Here is an 18,465-nt window from a genome sequence, read left to right on the forward strand (position 1 = left end):
TCGAGCTTACAGTACGCCCAGCGGCCGCGTGACTTCGCCTAAGCACGAAATCGAGCTTTCAGCACGCCGAGCGGCCACGTGGTAGCCGTCTAGAGCTTCTTCTACCTGTGCGCCTTCAACAGTTTCTCCCTCAGCCAGCCCAGCTCGGGGCTCGCATAGCGCTCGCAGTGGCGGATGAGAGAAGCGGTCATCCGCTCCACCTCCGCGCGCAGCTCCGCCCGCCCGAACAAATTGACCAGCTGCAGCGGATCGTTCAAGCGGTCGAACAAAATGTCGTCCCCGTCTTCCACGTACACAAGCTGGAAACGCTGCGTAAATAGCCCGATTTTGCGCTGGGTGTCATGGTACAGGAACACTTCATCCGGCCAAGGCTCCTTAGCCACCGCTGTCGCCGCCTCGCCTCGCAACAGAGGAGAAACATCCGCTCCCTGCTCCCGCCCGCTAGGCGTGAGGCCGATGAGCCCGGCCATCGTCTGCTGGAAATCGACCAGACCGATCAACCGGTCCACCGAGGTGCCGGGCGCGATCGCCACCGGCCAGCGGATGAGCATCGGGATGCGGTAGGCAGTCTCGTACAGGTTGTTTTTGTGCACCAGTCCGTGCTCGCCCATGTAGTCGCCATGATCGGAAGTGAACACGACGATCGTATTTTCCGCCAGCCCCCGCTCCGCCAACACGGCCAGCAACCGACCGACGTTGTCGTCGATGCATTTCACCTCACCGCAATATTGCGCCTTCGCCTCCCGCAGCTTCCGCGCATCCCAGCGTCCCCGCACGTCCGTATGCGATTCGCCGCCGATCCCGCGAGGACGTTCGCTTGCCGCGAATGTCGAGGGCACTTCCATGTCGTCCGGATCGTACATCGAGGCGTAAGGCTCGCGGACCGAATAAGGCGTGTGAGGATCCGGATAGCTGAGATGAAGAAAAAACGGCTTCGGCCTCGTCTCCTGCAAAAAGGCGATCGCCTTGTCCGTCAGCCAATCGGTGGTATACGTCCGCTCATCCCCGATCCCTTCGCCAACGACCGGCGACCCGCCTCCGCCAGTTTCCGGAGCGTCCTCGATCGTCTTCCAATGCCCGCGATTGAACATGTAGCGGCAATCCGCATACCCCTGTGAGCGCTCCGGCTCCATCCAACCCGGACGAGGCGTGCCGTCCAGATGCCATTTGCCCATGTAGCCGGTATCGTATTCAGCATTCTGGAGCAGTCGAGCCAACGTCACTTCGTCTTCCCCGAGACGCCGATTGTTCGCGAAGGCGCCGTGGGCATGCGGGTAGCGACCCGTAACGAAGCAGCCTCGCGAAGGCGTGCATAACGCCGAATTGGTGAAGCATTGGCGGAGCACAGCCCCGCCTTCGCCTATGGAGTCGATATGCGGTGTCCCCACAACAGTGCCTCCATAGACGCCGAGCGTCCAACAGCTCTGTTGATCCGTCTGGATCAACAGCACATTCGGGCGTACGCTCATCTCGCAGCTCCCCCCTCGGGTCCCGGAACAGTCGCAGCGGCCGTTCCCGAAGGAGCGGTCGAAGGCGCAGTCACCGTCTCGGATTCATGATCGGCCGCTGCCAGATCTTCCCGTCCCCTACCAGCCGAAGCATCGCTCTCCAGCCCGAGCCGCTCATACTGCTCCTCCGGCGCGCCGGCCAGCCGCATCGCCTTCGCCATCGCCGCCTCCATCCGGCGCTCCAGCCCGGCATCGCGGATCGGCCGTTGCTGGCGGTAGTCGTCGCGCAGATCGAACAGCAGCGTCTCCCGCTTCATCGGCGCATGCCCGAGCTCCGGGCCAACGCCGCGCACAGGGAAGCGCAGCACCGGATAATCCGTATGCGCCAGGAACCGCCCGTGCTCTACCTCGCTCATATCGGGCCGTTTCACGAAGCTGCGGAACGCCGTCGGCATCGCCGTGTACAAGTAGCAAGGCGCATTGTCCGGCCGCACTGCCGTCCGCATGTACGTATACGTCCCGTCCGTGACATTGACGTCCATGCTGAAGTATCCGTACAAGGCGGCCTCGCGCAACCGCGCAGGCGTATCCGTCGCCGCTTCCAGCAGCGACAGCATAGAGCCGCCCTGCACCTCGCTCGGCACCTCCAACCCGAAATGCTCCAGCAGCGTAGGCATGAGGTCGATATTTTGCGTCAGCGCATCGATTCGCTCTCCTGCTCGAAGCCCTCCAGGCGTATGCACCATCAGCGGCAAATGAGCGAGCTCGTTGTAGACATTCATTACATTTTTGCCAAGCGCCTCGTGCTCGCCCAGCAGAAACCCGTGATCCGTCGTCAGGATGACAAGCGTATCGTCCCACATCGCATACTGATCGAGCTTGTCTAGCAGCTTGCCAAACCAGCGGTCGATCATCGTCAGGGACGCGGCATACCGCTTGCGCAAATGCTCGGACGCCTCCGGCGATTCCCGGTTCGGGCCGTAGTTCGGCCAATCGTAGCGCGGTCCGTCGTACGTATCGGCATACAGCGCCAAATACTCGTCCGGGCTGTCGAACGGCTCATGCGGGTCGAACGGCTCGACCATGAGGAAAAAGCGGTCGGCCTCGTAATTCGCGTCGAGCCAATCGCAAGCCGCCTGCATCGTTCGCGGACCGGAAAAGTCCATCTCCTGCTGGAATCGAGAGCGGTTCCTTTCATACTGAGGATGCACTCGTCCCAAGTACGACTCCGGCAGCGGCGGTGGCTGGACGGTCGACACCCACGGGTCGAACTCTTGACCGCGATGAAAATCCCATGTCGTGAACAGTTGGCAATAATTTTCCCCGCCGGTCGCGAAATAGTGGTAGTGGTCGGTCACCATATGCGAGAACACATCGCCCCGCGTCAATTGTTCCTGCAGCGTGACGTCGAAGGGCTCGAGCCCGCCCCAGCCCCGCTCCAGGAAACTCAGCCGGCCGGTAAACAAATCCCGTCGCGCCGGCATACAAGGCAGCGAACCGGCCCAATGGTTCGTGAACACGGCGCTGCGCCGAGCGAATCGCTCGATGTTCGGCGCCTGTACCCAGCTGTCCGGGTTATAAGCGGTCAGCGCCTCGCGGTTCAATGTATCGATCATGACGAGTATCGCTCTCATCTCGGACTCCCCCTCAATTAGCGGCGCAGCGGAATCACTAGCGTCCACGTATGGTCGGACCGATCCGCCTCATCCGCTGTATAGATCCCCCCGCGATTGCCCGTCGCGGCATAGAAATGCGTCGGCACACCGTTCTCGATCAGCAGCTGCGGCCGTTCCAGCGAGCCTTGCGCCGTCGTTGTGCCATCGTCCCACTGGACCGTTCGCGAATACGCGAGCGGAGGCTGCGTCACGTCCCAATGGATCCCGTCCGCGGATGTCGCATGGATGCCCGCGTGTTTTTCGCCGCAGATGCCGCCCTCCATGTCTTTCATGATCAGCTCGTAACGGCCGTCCCGGTACCAGATGTACGGATCCTCGACATGCTCGCCGTGCTCCCCGTGTTCGGGGAATTGGAAGATCGATTCGGCGCGCAGCCGCTCGTAGGGCCCTTCGAAATGAGCCGCCTTGGCAATGCCGAGCCGCAGCCGGTCCTTCTGGTGTCCCGTTGACTTGTACACGAGCAACACACCCCCGTCCGGCAGCACGCAGGCGGCGGGATTCGTCGTCATCAGCCCGTCCCAATACCCCGGTCTCGGGTGAAGGACCGGCTCGTCGCGGCGAGTCCACGGGCCGTGAATCGACTTGGCCGTCGCCAAGCCGACGCGCTGGTTGCGCCGAGCTTCTGCCGTTTTCTCATTGCCCCAATAATCGCGGCTGCTCGAATCGGGTCTGCCGCCGGAATAAGTCGTTCCCGTATAGAACAGCAGGTAAGTATCTCCGTGTCGATGAATCGTCGGATTATGCGTCATCATGCCGTCCCAGTGTTGCTCGCCACGCACCGGCAGCACGACCTCCTCGAAGCGGAAAGGCCCTTCCGGCGTCTCCGACACGGCGCGGACGACCTCCGAATTCGTGACCCAATACGGCCAGAATGGCGTTTCTTTAGACCAGCGCGAGGCGAACATATGATAGCGGCCATCCTCTCCTTTAATTACGGAGCCGCACCACACCCAGTATCCTTCCATCAAAAATCCTTTGCCCACTGGGGCCGGCAGCAGCTTCTGCATAAAGGAGCCTTCCATTTCCATTGCTCCCCCTCCTTCGTTATTCATAATGGTTGCGCAGGTCATCCAGTTGGAGCGTTTGGAAGGCGTGCGCCTTCTCGTTCTCGAGCTCCGGCGAGCAAATACGCCGCAATTGTTCCTCCAGCTTGACCGCCACGTGCGGAAAATCGGTGAAAACGTCGTGCAGCTCCTCCGGATCGTTCGCCAAGTGGAATAGTTGATGCGGCGCTTCCATGCAATATATAAGCTTCCAGTCTCGGTTGCGGATCATATAAGCGCCAGAGCGGCAGCCGTGTCCGTGGTACTCGGAGAACACAACGCGCTCGGGATCGTCCGGCGGAATGTCCTGCAGAGGCGTTCCGATCCAATCCGGCGGTCTTGCTGCACCGCTTGCCGCTCGGAATAAACTCGCTTGCACATCGTGCAAATCTACCGGCGTCATCACTTCGCGACCCGGCTCAAAGTCCGGCCCCATCGCGAGGCAAGGAATTCGCACGGAATCCTCGTAAAGGGAGCTTTTCCACCAAAGGCCGAACTTGCCCAACATCTCCCCATGATCGGACACGTAGATCAAGTTCGTCGATGTCGCCATCCCGCTCCGGTCCAGCTCGTCGATCAGCCTGCCCAACTGCCGGTCGACGAAATCGACCTTTCCGTAATAAGCCCGCCGCATGTTGCGGACCTGCTCCTCGGTGTAGAGGTGTGTCTCGAAATGGTTGCGGAGCTCTCGTGCGTATCGGTGCTGTGCGGATGGCTGATCTGCCCCGATACGGGGGAGATCCCCTCCAGGAGCGCGCTCCCAAACGTCCGACGTATTCCAAAACGGCGGATGCGGATTCGTCAGATTGATCGTGAGCGTCCATGGTTGCTGCGAAATATGAGGTGCAGTTGCAGCCAGCCATAACAAGGCACGCGCCATGACCTCTTCATCCTCGTCGAAGGCTCCGGCATGGACGCCCACCCGCTCCGCTCGTTTCGCCGCGCCATGGCGGATCGTCAAGGGACGACGACCGATGTGCTTGTCGCCAGGCGCCTTGCGGTCCTTCGGCAGAAACAGCTCGGAGAACCCGAGCTCCTCGCCCGGGGCGAACACATCGGTTTTGCCGATATAAACGGTATGCACGCCTTGTTCGGCCAGCATCTGTCCATAGGCGGGATGTCCGCCGGGTACGCGCAACGTGCAGTTGCTGTAGGCTTGCAGCTCGTGCACTCGTTTCCCCGCCATGAACGCCGATCGGCTAGGCATGCAGAGCGGCGACGGGCAATAGGCGTTGCGGTACAACGTCCCCCGCTCAGCCATCCGCTCCATTTGCGGGGTCCTGACAAGCGAGTGCTGATCATAGACGGATGATACAAACGGATTATGCTGGTCCGACATGACCAGAATTGTGTTGGACATAGGTAGGATTAACGCTCCTTCAGGTCGGTGTCGATGCACGGGTGCGGCCAATAGAAATAGTTCAATTTTGCACCAACTCCCGCTCCTAGCGGCTTCACTTTCCAGCAATCAGTCCATTTCACGTACCGACTCCCTATCCAAGCGCGCTCTATGCCTTTACATAAGGCATCGGAGCACCGACCTCTTCCCGCCATCGCAGCATCCGCTCGTGCAGCTCGGCTGCCAGCTCCGGCAGCGCGTCGGCCAAGTTCACTCGCTCGCCGGTGTCGGCCGCCAGGTCGTACAGCTCGAGCCGGGCGTCCTCGAAAAATTCGATCAGCTTCCAATTGCCGTGCCGTAGCGCCGCTCCCGGCTTCGTACGCCATGTGCCGCCTCCTCCTTCGAGGTACGCAGGGAAATGCTAGTACAGCGTATCCCTCCGCCACTCGCCGGTCTGCCTCAGCAAGGGCAGCAGGCTCACCCCGTCGACGGCTCCCATTCCACCGTCTGCTTCAGCCGAGTCGTCCACTCCCGCCAGCTCCATCAGCGTCGGGAACACGTCGATGAGCGACACCGCAACGTCGCATTGGCTGCCCTTCTCGATTACGCCCGGCCAAAGAACGACCATCGGCACGCGGATACCTCCCTCGTACAACATCCCTTTGCCCCCGCGGAGCGGCGCCTGCGAGGTGACATCCTCGGACAGCAGCCCCTCCGCCGCATAGCCGCCCAATCCTCCGTTGTCGGAAAGGAGCATCACAACCGTATCCTCGCTCATCCCAAGCTCCTCCAGCTTGGCTATGATACGGCCGACGCTCTGATCCGTGCTATCCAGCATAGCGGCATATACGGGATGGAAATGACCGCTGCCCTCGTCCACCGGCTTGAACTCATACTTCTCGACCAGCTCCGGCTTCCCTTGCAGCGGCTTGTGCACGGCGTAATGCGCGAAGTACAGGAAGAACGGCTTCTCCGCATTCGCATGAGCCTCGATATAACGAAGCGCCTCCTCGGTCAGCCGGTCGGTGAGGTACTCCTGCTCCGGCCCGTCAGGCAATGTCGCGATCCGATACGGGCTGAAGTAGCCGGCCGGCGGCTGGCCCTTCTGAATGCCGCCGGCATTGAAATCGAAGCCGCGCCCTTCCGGTCCGCTCGCCGGCCCTTCGCCGAGATGCCACTTGCCGACATGGCCGCAGGCGTAACCCGCCGGCCGGAGCCCTTCGGCCAGCGTCATAAACTCGGGCTCGAGCACTGTCCGGTTCGGCGGTGGGATCAACCGCCGCCCCTCCGCATCGCCCCGCTCGGGCGAGCCGACGGTGTAGATGCCATGCCGCGGCGGATACAAGCCGGTCATCAGGCAAGCCCGGCTCGGTGCGCAGTTCGGGCAAGCGTAGGCGCTGTCGAAGCGCATGCCCTCAGCGGCCAGCCGGTCCATATGCGGCGTCTCGTAATACGTACTGCCCATAAACCCGGCATCCTTCCAGCCCATGTCGTCAATCAGCAGCACAACTATATTCGGCTTGCGCCGCCTCCGCTTAGTCATGGACATCGATGAACATCGGACTGCCGTACATAAAACCGCCGTCTCGCTGAAGCGCCCGCAAGTACACATGCATGGACTTGGCGGCTTCCCCGAGCGGCACCTGTACGTCGACCGAAGGCGTTACGGAAGACGACGCCCATACCGTGCGGCCTTCCGACACCAGCTCGATCGATTGCAGCGGCGCCTCCGCCTCCAACTGAATGTGCACGGTCAGCGGCGTACCCGCCGTCACTTCCAGGTCACCGCCCATCGGCTCTCCGTTGACGGTGAACCAGACTAGCGCCCGCGTGTCGCATACCGCCCACGTCCGGCGGTTCGATAGCGCCTGGTAGACGCTCATCCGTTCCACCCGCTCCGTCCAGACTCCGGTCAGGATGACGCTGCGCCGATTCTCGTAGATGACCCGGCCCGGCCAGCCGACATGATTGTCCGTGCCGCCGGTGAACCCAAGCCGATGTCCCATGGCAAGCGCATCTTGCACCGACGCCCGGTTGTGCACCAAGCCGCGCCAAGCGTCGGAATAGTCGTTTTTCTCCATATTGCCGCGGTTCTGCACGATCTCCACCAGCCGCCGGTACTCGCGAGGCTCCATCCAGTTATAAGGATGCCATGCCGGAACCCCGTCCTTCTTCATCGTCGCGTTGCTGTTCGTATGATGCGGGACCGCGATGAACTCGCTGCAGCCGTCGAGATGCGCGGTAGCCGTCTCCAGATCGCCCGGCTTGAACCCCGCCCGTCCCATGCAAACCGCCGCATGATCGGGATCGGTGAAGTAATAGTTCTCGTGACCGCGATTCGTCGAGTTCTCCCAGCCGTAGATCGTGGCGAACCGGTCAGGCTCGTTGAACGCGTCTACGATCTGGGCGGTCCGCTCCCACTCCGCTCCCTGGGGGCTATGATCGCCAGGCGCGGCGAAGTCCATGTTCAACGCATCCCGTGCGCTGCGCAGCGCCTCTGTCATCGGACGGCCTCCGTCCGCACCGGCCACTTCCTGCGTATGCCAATGAATGTCGCCGAACGCTGCCACCCACCCGCGACGAGTCCCAGTCAGAACCGGGTTGCCGCGCACGACCAAATACTCCCCATCGACCGTCCCGTTCGAGATGTTCTCCTGCAGCCCCAGTTCCTCCATCCGGATCGAAACGACGACAGATGCAGATGCAGATGCAGAAGCTGCACTCGCAGCCGGATCCCCTCCCGCCGCGACCACAGACGCATCCAGCTCCAAAACCTTCGCCTCAGACAGCTCCAACTCAGCAGCAGCGTCCCAAGCATTGGCACCCGCACCGGCACCTACACCTGCACCTGCACCAACCCACCTCCAGCTCACCCGTACCGGCCGCTCGAATCGGGCCGGGTTCCCATAGCGGTCTTCCGGCACAAACGCCGTCCGCACCTTCCCGTCCGCACCGGCAGCCGGGCGGGAGTAGACAGAGAAGCGCTCGACCGGCCCCGCGACGACGGTCAGCGTGCAGCCGGCGTCCTCCTCCTTCAGCAGCGGCTTCGGCTCGGCGTCCTTCGCGGCCATCGGCTGCGCCTCGCGCGTCCACACCAAGAGCTCCAGATCAAGCCCCGCGAAGAGCGGCGGAGTGGCCGTCAGGCGCAGCTTCACGGGCTGCCCCTTCGTCACCATCCGCAGCAGGCGAACCTTCAGCATAATGTGCTGTTTCTTGTTCTGGAACGAATCGAAGCCCGCGCGGTTGATGTCCCCGCCGAACAACAGCTCGGCGCCTTCCATCTCGGCATAGTGGAATTTCCACTCATGGTATTGCCGAAAATACCTTGCGCGCAGCTCCACCTCCGTACCCGGCACATAGTTTCGCTCCGGCCGCCAAATCAGCTCGTACTCGAATTGCCGATTCGAGGAGCAGTGTGCCTGCACCTCGTTCCCTATCGTTAGCGACATAGATGTCCCTCCGAATCTATTCAATTGCGGTACAGGGGGCCAACCTCCGACCAGCTCCGCTGACCGGTATGCAGCAGCCGCGTCATCGTATTGCGGGTCCGGCGCCCGACCTCCTTCGACAGCGAGTTGGACGACTTCAACCGATATTCGTTGATATGGTCGAACATCCGCTCCAACAGCTCCAGCCGCACGGACGCATATACCGGATCCTCGAACCGGTTGTCCACTTCGTCAGGATCGGACGCGCAATCGTACAGCTCGCCTTCGCCCTTGCCGTAGTAGACAAGCCGGTAGCGATCCGTACGAATCGCATTGACGGTGGCCTCGTAGCGAGGGGACGACCATTCGCACACCGTATGCGGCTTGCCAGCCTCTAACCCCTCAACCACCGAGACCAGACTGCGCCCTTCAACGGGAACAGACGACACAGGCAGCGGCACCTCGCACAGCTCGCACAACGTCGGATACATGTCGATGCTCTCCATAATGCCATTCAGCCGTACCCCAGCCGGTCCGCCCGGATATTTCAGCACGAACGGAATGCGATGAATCGACTCGTAAATGCCGATGTTCTTGTTCACCATCCCGTGATCGCCGGCAAAATCGCCATGATCGGCCGTGAACACGACGATCGTATTCTCGTACTCGCCCGTCTCGCGCAAATAGTCGAGCACCCGTCCGATCTGCTCGTCGATCCGCGTGATCAGACTGTAGTAGAAAGCCAGCTGGCGCCGCAGATCGGCCTCGCTCTCAGGGATGTACGGCATCCCGCCTACTACTCCGGCCAGTCGACGCATCTTCTCCGGCTTGCCGGCGAACCGGCGCTCGAACAAGTCGCGTATCCCCGGCGGCAGCTCGATCTCGTCGGGATCGTACAGCAGTCCCGTATCGAACGGCACCGTATACGGCTCATGCGGCCGCTGGAAGCTCATATGGACGAAAAACGGCCGCCGCTCGTCCCGTTCCCGCAGAAACTGCAGCGTCTCATTACCCGTCCAAGTTTCCAACGAATGCGCGTCTGGAATCAGCGAATCGAACGCCCGCACGCGCGCTCCCGGATGCTCCGCCTTCAAAGTGCCCAAGTCATAGGCATCCGTCAGCCCCAGCTCATGCAAATAGCGGAAATAGTGGTTCTGCATCGGATCGTTGCGATCGCAGTCGCATAGGTCGCAATAGCGAATATGCTCGAAGCCTTCTCGATCCCAAGCGCCTACCATGTGCGACTTGCCGACAACCGCCGTCTGGTAACCCGAGCGGCGGAACAAAGCCGACAAAGTCGATTCGTTCCGGTCGTCCAGCTCATAAATGTCGTTGCCGAGAATGCCGTGCGTGTGCGGATATTGCCCCGTAATGAACGTGCATCGCGACGGTCCGCAGATCGGGCTGTTGCAATAAGCTTGCGAGAATCGAACTCCCTCCGAAGCGAGCCGGTCCAAGTGCGGCGTCCGCACCTGCCGGTCCTCGATGCCAAGACAATCGGCGTGAAACTGATCCGCCATAATATATAGTACATGAGGCCTACTCTTATCCTTCATGCCAACCTTCTCCTCCTTCCGTACAACGGCTTCACTCGATGGTTCCCTACACAGGCGGCTTGTCGCCGGTCTCCGGCATCGGCCACAGCTCGCTCGGTCCGCGCAGCGCATCGAGCCTGGCCGCCATCCTGAGAGCAACCTCCGGGAACAATGCGGCGACGTCGTTCGACTCCGACTCGTCATCCGTCAGCCGATACAGCTCGGGAGCGCCTTGGCTTCCGTAGCGGACGACCTTCCAGCCCGTGCGCACGTCGATCGCCGATTGCCTGCCCTTCCGCACCGCGCCCATCGAGATGAACTCCCAGTACAGCTCTTCGTGCACCGCCTGCCTGCGGTCCTCCAGACCAAGCCAAGTCGGCGCCATGGACAACCCGTCCACCGCAGTCGGCACCTCTGCACCGGCCAGCTCCGCCAGCGTCGGCAGGAAGTCCTGGAAGCCGCATACGTGCTCGCTTACCGCTCCCGCTTGCACGACACCCGGCCAGCGAACGAGCATCGGCACATGGATACCGCCGTCGTACACGTCCCGCTTCATGCCCCGGTATGGCCCCGCGCTGCGGAAAAACTTCACCATCTCGCGAATTTCCGGGGTGTACTCGCTGCCCGGCCCGTTGTCGCTGGCGAACACGACGAGCGTATTCTCGTCGATCCCAAGCTCCCGCAAGGCGTGTTGAAGCTTCCCGATATCGCGATCCATCCGGGTGATCATGGCCGCATAGTTGCGGTAGGACTCAGGCCACTCCATGTCGGAATAAGGTTCGGAATCAGGCGGGTTATAAGGACTATGCGGAATCGTATAAGCCAAGTACAGCATGAACGGTTGGACTCGGCCGCGCCGCAGCCAAGCAAGCGCCTCCTCCGTGAACAGATCATGGCTATACGCGCCTGGCGGAACGTCTACCAGCGACTCGTTTCTCCATAACGTCGCCGGATAATAATCATGTGCCGCCTTATGCGAGTCATAGCCATAGAAATAATCGAAGCCCTTGGCCGTCGGAAAGCCGGACGTGCCTCCCTTGCCCAACCCCCACTTGCCGATGCACGCCGTCTCGTAGCCGGCGCGCTGCAGCACCTCCGCCAGCGTCGTATCCTCCGGTCGGAACGGGATGTCGTTGCCCTGCACCGGGTTGCCCTTGATGTAGCCGCTTCCTTGGTGCCGACCGGTCATCAGGCAAGCCCGGGAAGGCCCGCAAACCGGGCCTCCCGAGTAATGCCTGGTGAACCGCATCCCTTCCTCCGCCATCCGGTCCAGGTTCGGCGTCCGGATCAGCGACTGCCCGTAGCAGCCCAGATCGCCAAAGCCCAGATCGTCCGCGAGGATGAAGATGATGTTCGGCCGCAGCCGACTATTTTTTGGTCTTGGCATCGTAAGCGACCTGGTAGATGTCCATCAGCTTCTGCAGGTTCATCGATTTCAGCTGGTTCAAGTACGAATCCCAGTTTTTGTCGATGTCGAGATCGCCGGTAACGAAACGAGCGATCATCTCGTCTACGTAGGTGCTGATCGTCTTGGAGTAATCCACGACCTGCTTGCTCTGATCTACGGTGAAGAACAGCGTCGGGATCATTGTGTCCGGCTTTTGAGCATACGGCTCATACAAGTTCTTCGTCGCCTCGTATAGAATGACAGGCTGCGGCTTAGGCGCCTTCGGATCGACGACCGATGTATACCGCTGTGCATCAGGGGTAGCAAACACTCCTCGTTGGAACCAGCTGTTGTTGCTCTTCTCTTCGGCGATCGGCGCGAGTTGAGCGAATACGGCCTGCCGTCCCATCATGTCGACCTCGCCCGGATTCGCTTTGCGCCAGTTCAAACCTTCCGTGCCTTTCTGCAGTCTCCAGGTCACGTCCTCGTTGTACAGGAAGTCTGCGAGACGAATCGCCACCTCCGGATGTTTCGCCGCCTTCGTAATGATGAATTCGCCTGGACGAATCGCGTCGGGATTATAAGGCGCCACTTGCAGCCCCGTCGGCCCCTTGAGCGGCGGCACAGCGACATATTCCGACCAGCGGCCGCTAGGTCCGCCGTATTGCGTGAACGTCCCTACTCCGATCGCAGAGGTTGCGCCAACGATCGCTTCCTTGTTTTCACCAATTGTTTTCAGCTGCTTCAGGTTTTGCGTAAACGTTTGCGGGTCGAGCAATTTTTCCGCGTACAGCTTGTTAAGGAACTTGAGGCCGTCCTTCCAGCCTTGCTGCGTGAACGCCGGTACGACCTTGCCCTTGTCGACGTACATATGCCTCCCGTCCTCGATCGTGAACGCCCCTGAAAAATCCTTGACGCTGTTCAGTACGAATGCGTTCATCAGGAATTCGTCGATGCGAGTATGGTTGCCTTCGATCGACCCGGTCAGCGGAATTTCATCCGCTTTGCCGTTACCGTTCGGATCTTTTTCCTTGAACGCTTTGAGCACCGTGTAAAATTCGTCGGTCGTCGTCGGCACCTTCAGCCCGAGCTTGTCGAGCCACGGCTTGTAAATCCACATTTTTTGGCCGTACGAGCATTGGTAGCATTCCGAGATGACGGGCAGAGCGTATATTTTGCCGTCCGACGCCGTAATTTCAGCCCTCGCATTCGGGAATTTGCCGAACATGTTTTTCTTCATTTCCACGCCGTACTTGTCGATCAAATCATTCAGCGGAATAAACACGCCCTGTTGCCCATAGGTCAGCTGTTGCGTATTCGTGACCCCGAAGTTCATGATGATGTCCGGATAATCGCCGCTCGCCAGCACGACGTTCAGCTTTGTCTGTGCTTCCGGGCCTTCGGGTGCCACTTCCCATTCGATCTGGATGTTCGTCTGCTCCTCCACCCACTTGGTCGCGGAGCTTGTCGCGAAGTCAATATTCGGCCGACCCATCGCCAGAATGCGTAGCTTCGTCTTCTCCTTCGTAATCGGCAATTGCCCCGCCGGGTTCACGATCGACGATGCCGAAGGCGAAGGTGTCGCATTCCCTTTTTCTCCCCCGCTCGAGCATGCGCTCAACAATGTCCCCAGCAGCATTGTTCCGGCCGCCAGCACTAACCCCATTTTTCTCTTCATGCTTAACCCTCCCATTTTTTGTATCCGACCGAATTTCTGTCTTCCCCGTTGCAGCACTTGAGACCTCTACGTTAACGCCCTTGTCACCCCTTCAGCGACCCGATCATCACTCCTTTGACAAAATGCTTCTGAATAAACGGATATAAAATCATAAGCGGCAGCGTCGACACTACAATCAACGTATATTTCAACAGCTCAGGCATTCCGAGTCTTCGCGCCGCATCGTCCACCTGGTCGAGCATATCGGGGGTGATGTGGCTGAGCACGAGAATTTGCCGGAGAAACAGCTGAAGCGGGAACAAATCCGATTTGGACAAATAAATCAAGGCGTTGAAGTAAGCGTTCCAATGATGCACCGCGTAGAACAAGGCGTTTACTGCAATAATCGGCGCCGAGAGCGGGATGACCATCCGGAGCAGAAACTTGAAGTCGGAGCAGCCGTCGATTTGGGCCGATTCCAACATTTCCTGGGGAATAGTCGTTTTGAAATAAGTCCGTGTTATGATCACGTTCCAAATCGTCAGCGCTCCTGGGATGATCAGCGCCCAGCGCGTATTGACCATGCCGAGCTCCTTGACCACCATGTATTGCGGAATGAGCCCTGCGTGGAATACCATCGTGAACACGAACAGCCCCATGAACACTTGGCGTCCGTAAAAGTCCGAGCGGGACAGCGGATACCCGGCTAGCACCGTCATGACGATGTTGATCAGCGTACCGACTACCGTATAAAAAATCGAATTTCCGAATCCGATCCAGACGCTTTCGTAGGTGAACACTTCTTTGTAGCCCAGCAAGGTCGGTTCCACCGGCCATAGCCATACCCGGCCTCCTCCTACCGCCACCGGCGAGCTGAAGGAATTGCTGAGCACGTGGAGCAGCGGATAAGTGACGGTTAGAGCGAATAGTGTCAAAATCGTGTAATTGAGAATCGTGAAGACGCGGTCGCTGCCTCGTTCGCGAATCGTTCTGGCTTTCATCTCGGCCTCCCCCTAGGTGAGTTTGTTTGGTGGCTTGGCGGCCTGATCATGTTACCACAGGCTCTCCTGCTTCAGCTTGCGGGCCGCCTGGTTGACCGAGACGAGCAAGATCAGCCCGATGACCGACTTGAACAGCCCAATGGCGGTGGAGTAGGAAAAGTCGGCGGCCGGCGAGGCTAACCCGATCTTGTACACGAGTGTGTCGATCACCTCGGAGGAGCGGATGTTGAGCGGATTCTGCATGAGCAGCACCTTCTCGAAGCCGGTGTCCATGATGTTCCCGGTGTTCAGGATGAGCAGGATGATCGCGAGCGGCATGATGCCAGGCAAGTCGATATGCCAGGCTCTCTGAAGCTTGCTCGCTCCTTCGACGACGGCCGCCTCGTGCAGCTGCGGGTCGATCGCTGAGAGAGCGGCCAGGTAGACGATACAGCTAAAGCCGAGATGCTGCCACAAGCCCGACCATACGAAGATCGATTGGAAGTAGCCGGCATTGCCCATGAACGAGATCGGTTCCAGCCCGAAGGCGCGCATGGCGATGCTGACCAGGCCGGTTCGCGGGTCCAGGAACTGGATCACGATCCCGACGATGACGACGACCGAGATGAAGTGTGGCGCGTAGATGATCATTTGCACCCACTTCTTATATGTGCGGTTGCCGATAAAATTCAGGGCCAGCGCCAGTATAATCGGAAAAGGAAACCCGGCGATCAGCTGATACAGGCTGAGGCCCAGCGTGTTTTTCATGACGCGCCAGAACTCGTATGATTGGAAGAACCTCGTAAAATTTTCAAATCCGACCCATTCGCTGCCCCAGACCCCTTTGGTAACGATATAATCGCGGAACGCGATCTGCGCATCGAGCATGGGGACGTATTTGAAGATGATAATGTATAGCGTAGGCAGCAGCATCATGAGGTACATTTGCCGGCCCCGCAAGATTTGTTTCCATGCCGATCGCGCCGTATGCGCTTTCATTGGTTCACCTCCTTTTGAAGCTAGTATACGATCGTCGTGAAAGCGCATTCAATGGGAAATAGACCGCCGCATGTGCAGCAGCCGCGATTGGCGATATGCAATTGGATTGGGCGTGTGCAATTGCTTAGAAATAGGGGTTTGTGGCGCTTTGTACTGGCTCGTCCCTGCGTAGACCGGCCCCTGGCGCGGGCGGGTTCCGCAGGTTTGGTGCGTTGCGAGTACCATCTCTGTGCACCAGTGGCGTTTTCTGCAGAGTTGGTTTATTTCGAGTAACATTTCCCTGTACCAGCGACGGTTTCAGCAGAGTTAGTTTATTTCGAGTAACGTTTCCCCTCTCCCATGGGCGTTTACGCAGAATTAGTTGGTGTTAGCCAAAAAATAAGGTGATGCCATCATCTTATTTCCCAAGCTTTGCTGGTTTCGTGAAATATAAGGTGATGGCACAGCGCTATTTGAAGGAATTGGGGTCAGCATGCCGGGTTGATGTCGGAATAAGGTGATTCGGCAGCGTTATGTTTCTTCATCACACCGATTTGGAGCAAATAGCGCTGTCTCACAGCGTTATTCACCCACTGCACCCATTCGCCCCATAAGCCACCCGTCTCACACTCCACCCTTAAAGTTGATCGCCATCCAGACCAAATTTTACTCTCTTCCGATCCCCGCGGGCCCGCCGCCTCACACGCTCCGCTTGAAGTCGGTCGTGCTGATCCCGTTCAAGCGCTTGAAGGCGCGGCAGAACGTGTTGGACGAGTTGTAGCCGACCATCTCGGCGATGTCCTTCACGGTGTAGCGGTCATCGAGCAACAGCTTCTTGGCCCGGTCCATCCGCAGCTGCTCCACGTACTCGGAGAACGTCATGCCGGTCTGCTCCTTGATGAAATGCGACACGTAAATCTCGGAGATATTGAACGCCTCGGACACGGAGATCAGCGAGAACGATGGTGAAGGGTACTGGGTCTGGACCATCTCCAGGATGCCCGCCAGCAGTTGATCGTTGTGGCTCTTCTTGCGGCGGTCGACGACCTCGCACAGCTCCAGACACATCGATTGGATCGTCTGGAACAGCTCCATGCCGTCCTCCCCTCGGTCCGAACGGTCGAAGAAGGCCTGCAGCTGGGAACCCAGCCTCGCATCCTCGATCGCAAGCTGCTCCGCCAGCTTGGCGAGGCTGCCTTTCATATCGTACAGCAGCAGCTTGATCATCGCCGACGACAAATGCCGCTTCTCGAAATTTTCCGTGTAAAGCTCGAGGAACAGCTTACGGAGATCGGACGGATTGCCGGCCTTCGTCAGGTTCATCAGCTTGAGCTCCATTTCCGCCGGATAGTAGTAGCTGCCCGAATCCTGCGGTAAATCCGAAAACCGGACGACGCCTTCCAGCGACTTGCGGATTTTGTAATCGAGCGCCTGCTCCGCTTCATGAAACGACCTCGACCAGTCCTCCAGCTGCGTGTAAACGTCGCCGATACCGACGGAGGGGCTGAACCGCGCCTCCTGCAAATCCCGCTGCAGCTGCTCGAGCAGCTGCTCGACCCAAACCTGGCAGGCGCCGACATCTTCGGCCCGGCAAGCGAACAGCAGCGCCACCTGATGGCCGCTGATCGTATGCGGGAACACCTCGTCGCTGAGCCGGGAGACGAGCTCCTGGACGAGCAAGCTTTTGCGCTCCATCTCGAGCAAATCTTCCTTCAGCAGCAGCTCATTATGATCGCTCAGCGACAGTAAGGCAACCGCGAAGGTGCGGCCTTCCATGCGGATGCCGTGCCGCTCCATGATCGCCGGGATGTCGTCCGACAACGGCAGCTCGCCCTTCAGCAGCCGCTCGAACAAAGCGAACCGCAGCATCGGCCGCTGCTTCTCCATCTCCTGCTGCAAGGCGTCGTGGCTGCTCTTCAGTTGGAAGATGCCGGACTGGATCAGCTGATACACGTCCCGCTTGCGGCCGGTTTTCCCCGAATCCGCCACGTCGGAGCCGATCGAATTCATCAGGAACCGGATCGGTCGACTGCTGCGATACGCCATCAACAGGGCGAATAGGAAACCCGCCGCAAGGGACAGCAATAAAATCGTCAGCATCGTGCTGCGAATATAGTTAACTTTCTCAAGCGCAATATGCGCCGGCTGCGACACCACATAAGACCATCCGTTCGACTCGGAAGTCGTGTAGGTCGTCATCATGTTGCCTGAAGCCGCCGACGGGAAAATCGTACCGCTCTTGTAGCCCGAATCGATGACAATCGGTTCAACTTGATTTTTCGCCGTCGAAATGGAGCTCACGATCTTGCCTTGCCGATCCGCGATGTAAGCCCAGCCGCCGTCCGAAATGTCGAGCCCGCTCATCAGCTTCACGAACTCCGTATTGTCGATCAGAATGACGATGGTGGCATACACGTTCGAAACAAAACCAAGCGATTGCACGTAAGCGATCATCTCGCGCTCCTTGCCCTCCACCACATAAGGCTGCGTCGGTTCGATCGTGCGAGTGTGATACTGATTCATAAATTTGGCAATCCAATGTTCGTAGGATGTGCCTGTGATGCGGACCATATCTCGATAAAAAGAAGCGGAATCGGAAATGACAGTAGGAGTAATGACCAAGTCGCTCTTGGGGTAGTAGATATAGAAGCTGGAGATAAAGTTGTTGAACAAATTGTAGTTGAGCACGCTTTTGCGCGTCTCGATGGTGCGGAACGTGTTCGAGCCCTCGAAAGGGTCGTCCTGGTACTGGAAAGAGATCAGATTCGGGTCCAGCATAATTTGCCGGGCAATCTTGTCCACTTCTTCGAGGCGGCGATCGATGACCCCTCGCGTCTGATTCAGCATATTCATGTTCGACTTGGCCGTCTCGGTCTCGATGACGCTCAGCGTCTTGTAGTAATTGAACAGCCCGATCAGGACCGGCACGATCAGAATGAGCAAATAGGGTATCAAAAACTTAAGGACGATGCTCCTCCCTTTGTTGCGCACCGC

The 18,465-nt window shown here is 59.1% G+C and carries 12 protein-coding genes; all 12 read right to left on the bottom strand.

Annotated elements, in window-relative coordinates; genetic code table 11:
* Nucleotides 1-101: 101 nt before the first annotated feature.
* The gene (locus tag PKO02S_RS22160; protein WP_127586272.1) at nucleotides 102-1,469 is read right to left on the bottom strand and encodes a sulfatase-like hydrolase/transferase; all 1,368 of its coding nucleotides are present in this window, start codon (nucleotides 1,467-1,469) and stop codon (nucleotides 102-104) included.
* Nucleotides 1,466-3,082 carry a sulfatase gene (locus PKO02S_RS22165; RefSeq protein ID WP_127586273.1) on the bottom strand — a complete coding sequence of 539 codons (1,617 nt, stop codon included), beginning with the start codon at nucleotides 3,080-3,082 and terminating at the stop codon, nucleotides 1,466-1,468. Before PKO02S_RS22165 ends, PKO02S_RS22160 begins: the two co-directional genes overlap by 4 nt.
* 17 nt (nucleotides 3,083-3,099) lie before the next feature.
* Nucleotides 3,100-4,152, bottom strand: coding sequence for a glycoside hydrolase family protein (locus PKO02S_RS22170; RefSeq protein ID WP_164821603.1), 1,053 nt, complete (start codon nucleotides 4,150-4,152; stop codon nucleotides 3,100-3,102).
* Nucleotides 4,153-4,168: 16 nt separating this feature from the next.
* Nucleotides 4,169-5,527, bottom strand: a complete 1,359-nt coding sequence (locus tag PKO02S_RS22175; protein WP_127586276.1) for a sulfatase-like hydrolase/transferase — start codon at nucleotides 5,525-5,527, stop codon at nucleotides 4,169-4,171.
* A 400-nt stretch (nucleotides 5,528-5,927) separates the two neighbouring features.
* Nucleotides 5,928-7,055: a sulfatase gene (locus PKO02S_RS22180; protein WP_164821604.1), complete on the bottom strand. Its 1,128-nt coding sequence runs from the start codon at nucleotides 7,053-7,055 to the stop codon at nucleotides 5,928-5,930.
* Entirely contained in the window at nucleotides 7,042-8,955 is a 1,914-nt protein-coding gene (locus PKO02S_RS22185; RefSeq protein WP_127586280.1) for a DUF3604 domain-containing protein, read from the bottom strand. The genes PKO02S_RS22180 and PKO02S_RS22185 overlap by 14 nt, the downstream gene beginning before the upstream one ends.
* Nucleotides 8,956-8,975: 20 nt before the next feature.
* Nucleotides 8,976-10,490, bottom strand: a complete 1,515-nt coding sequence (locus PKO02S_RS22190) for a sulfatase family protein (protein ID WP_164821605.1) — start codon at nucleotides 10,488-10,490, stop codon at nucleotides 8,976-8,978.
* 46 nt (nucleotides 10,491-10,536) lie between these two features.
* Nucleotides 10,537-11,856, bottom strand: a complete 1,320-nt coding sequence (locus PKO02S_RS22195; RefSeq protein ID WP_127586282.1) for an arylsulfatase — start codon at nucleotides 11,854-11,856, stop codon at nucleotides 10,537-10,539.
* Entirely contained in the window at nucleotides 11,837-13,534 is a 1,698-nt protein-coding gene (locus PKO02S_RS22200) for an ABC transporter substrate-binding protein (protein ID WP_246067194.1), read from the bottom strand. Before PKO02S_RS22200 ends, PKO02S_RS22195 begins: the two co-directional genes overlap by 20 nt.
* A gap of 83 nt (nucleotides 13,535-13,617) precedes the next feature.
* The gene (locus PKO02S_RS22205) at nucleotides 13,618-14,514 is read right to left on the bottom strand and encodes a carbohydrate ABC transporter permease (protein WP_127586285.1); all 897 of its coding nucleotides are present in this window, start codon (nucleotides 14,512-14,514) and stop codon (nucleotides 13,618-13,620) included.
* Between the two features lie 51 nt (nucleotides 14,515-14,565).
* The gene (locus PKO02S_RS22210; protein ID WP_246067196.1) at nucleotides 14,566-15,492 is read right to left on the bottom strand and encodes an ABC transporter permease; all 927 of its coding nucleotides are present in this window, start codon (nucleotides 15,490-15,492) and stop codon (nucleotides 14,566-14,568) included.
* A gap of 678 nt (nucleotides 15,493-16,170) precedes the next feature.
* Complete coding sequence (locus tag PKO02S_RS22215) at nucleotides 16,171-18,462, bottom strand: helix-turn-helix domain-containing protein (protein ID WP_127586287.1); 2,292 nt, start codon at nucleotides 18,460-18,462, stop codon at nucleotides 16,171-16,173.
* Nucleotides 18,463-18,465 lie beyond the last annotated feature (3 nt).

The organism is Paenibacillus koleovorans NBRC 103111 (assembly GCF_004000845.1).
GTDB classification, from domain to species: Bacteria; Bacillota; Bacilli; order Paenibacillales; family NBRC-103111; genus Paenibacillus_AA; species Paenibacillus_AA koleovorans.

Excerpts from the sequence above, each read along its gene's own strand:
- PKO02S_RS22160 (WP_127586272.1), bottom strand. The coding sequence starts at position 1,469 with ATGAGCGTACGCCCGAATGTGCTGTTGATCCAGACGGATCAACAGAGC.
- PKO02S_RS22165 (WP_127586273.1), bottom strand. The coding sequence starts at position 3,082 with ATGAGAGCGATACTCGTCATGATCGATACATTGAACCGCGAGGCGCTG.
- PKO02S_RS22170 (WP_164821603.1), bottom strand. The coding sequence starts at position 4,152 with ATGGAAATGGAAGGCTCCTTTATGCAGAAGCTGCTGCCGGCCCCAGTG.
- PKO02S_RS22175 (WP_127586276.1), bottom strand. The coding sequence starts at position 5,527 with ATGTCCAACACAATTCTGGTCATGTCGGACCAGCATAATCCGTTTGTA.
- PKO02S_RS22180 (WP_164821604.1), bottom strand. The coding sequence starts at position 7,055 with ATGTCCATGACTAAGCGGAGGCGGCGCAAGCCGAATATAGTTGTGCTG.
- PKO02S_RS22185 (WP_127586280.1), bottom strand. The coding sequence starts at position 8,955 with ATGTCGCTAACGATAGGGAACGAGGTGCAGGCACACTGCTCCTCGAAT.
- PKO02S_RS22190 (WP_164821605.1), bottom strand. The coding sequence starts at position 10,490 with ATGAAGGATAAGAGTAGGCCTCATGTACTATATATTATGGCGGATCAG.
- PKO02S_RS22195 (WP_127586282.1), bottom strand. The coding sequence starts at position 11,856 with ATGCCAAGACCAAAAAATAGTCGGCTGCGGCCGAACATCATCTTCATC.
- PKO02S_RS22200 (WP_246067194.1), bottom strand. The coding sequence starts at position 13,534 with ATGAAGAGAAAAATGGGGTTAGTGCTGGCGGCCGGAACAATGCTGCTG.
- PKO02S_RS22205 (WP_127586285.1), bottom strand. The coding sequence starts at position 14,514 with ATGAAAGCCAGAACGATTCGCGAACGAGGCAGCGACCGCGTCTTCACG.
- PKO02S_RS22210 (WP_246067196.1), bottom strand. The coding sequence starts at position 15,492 with ATGAAAGCGCATACGGCGCGATCGGCATGGAAACAAATCTTGCGGGGC.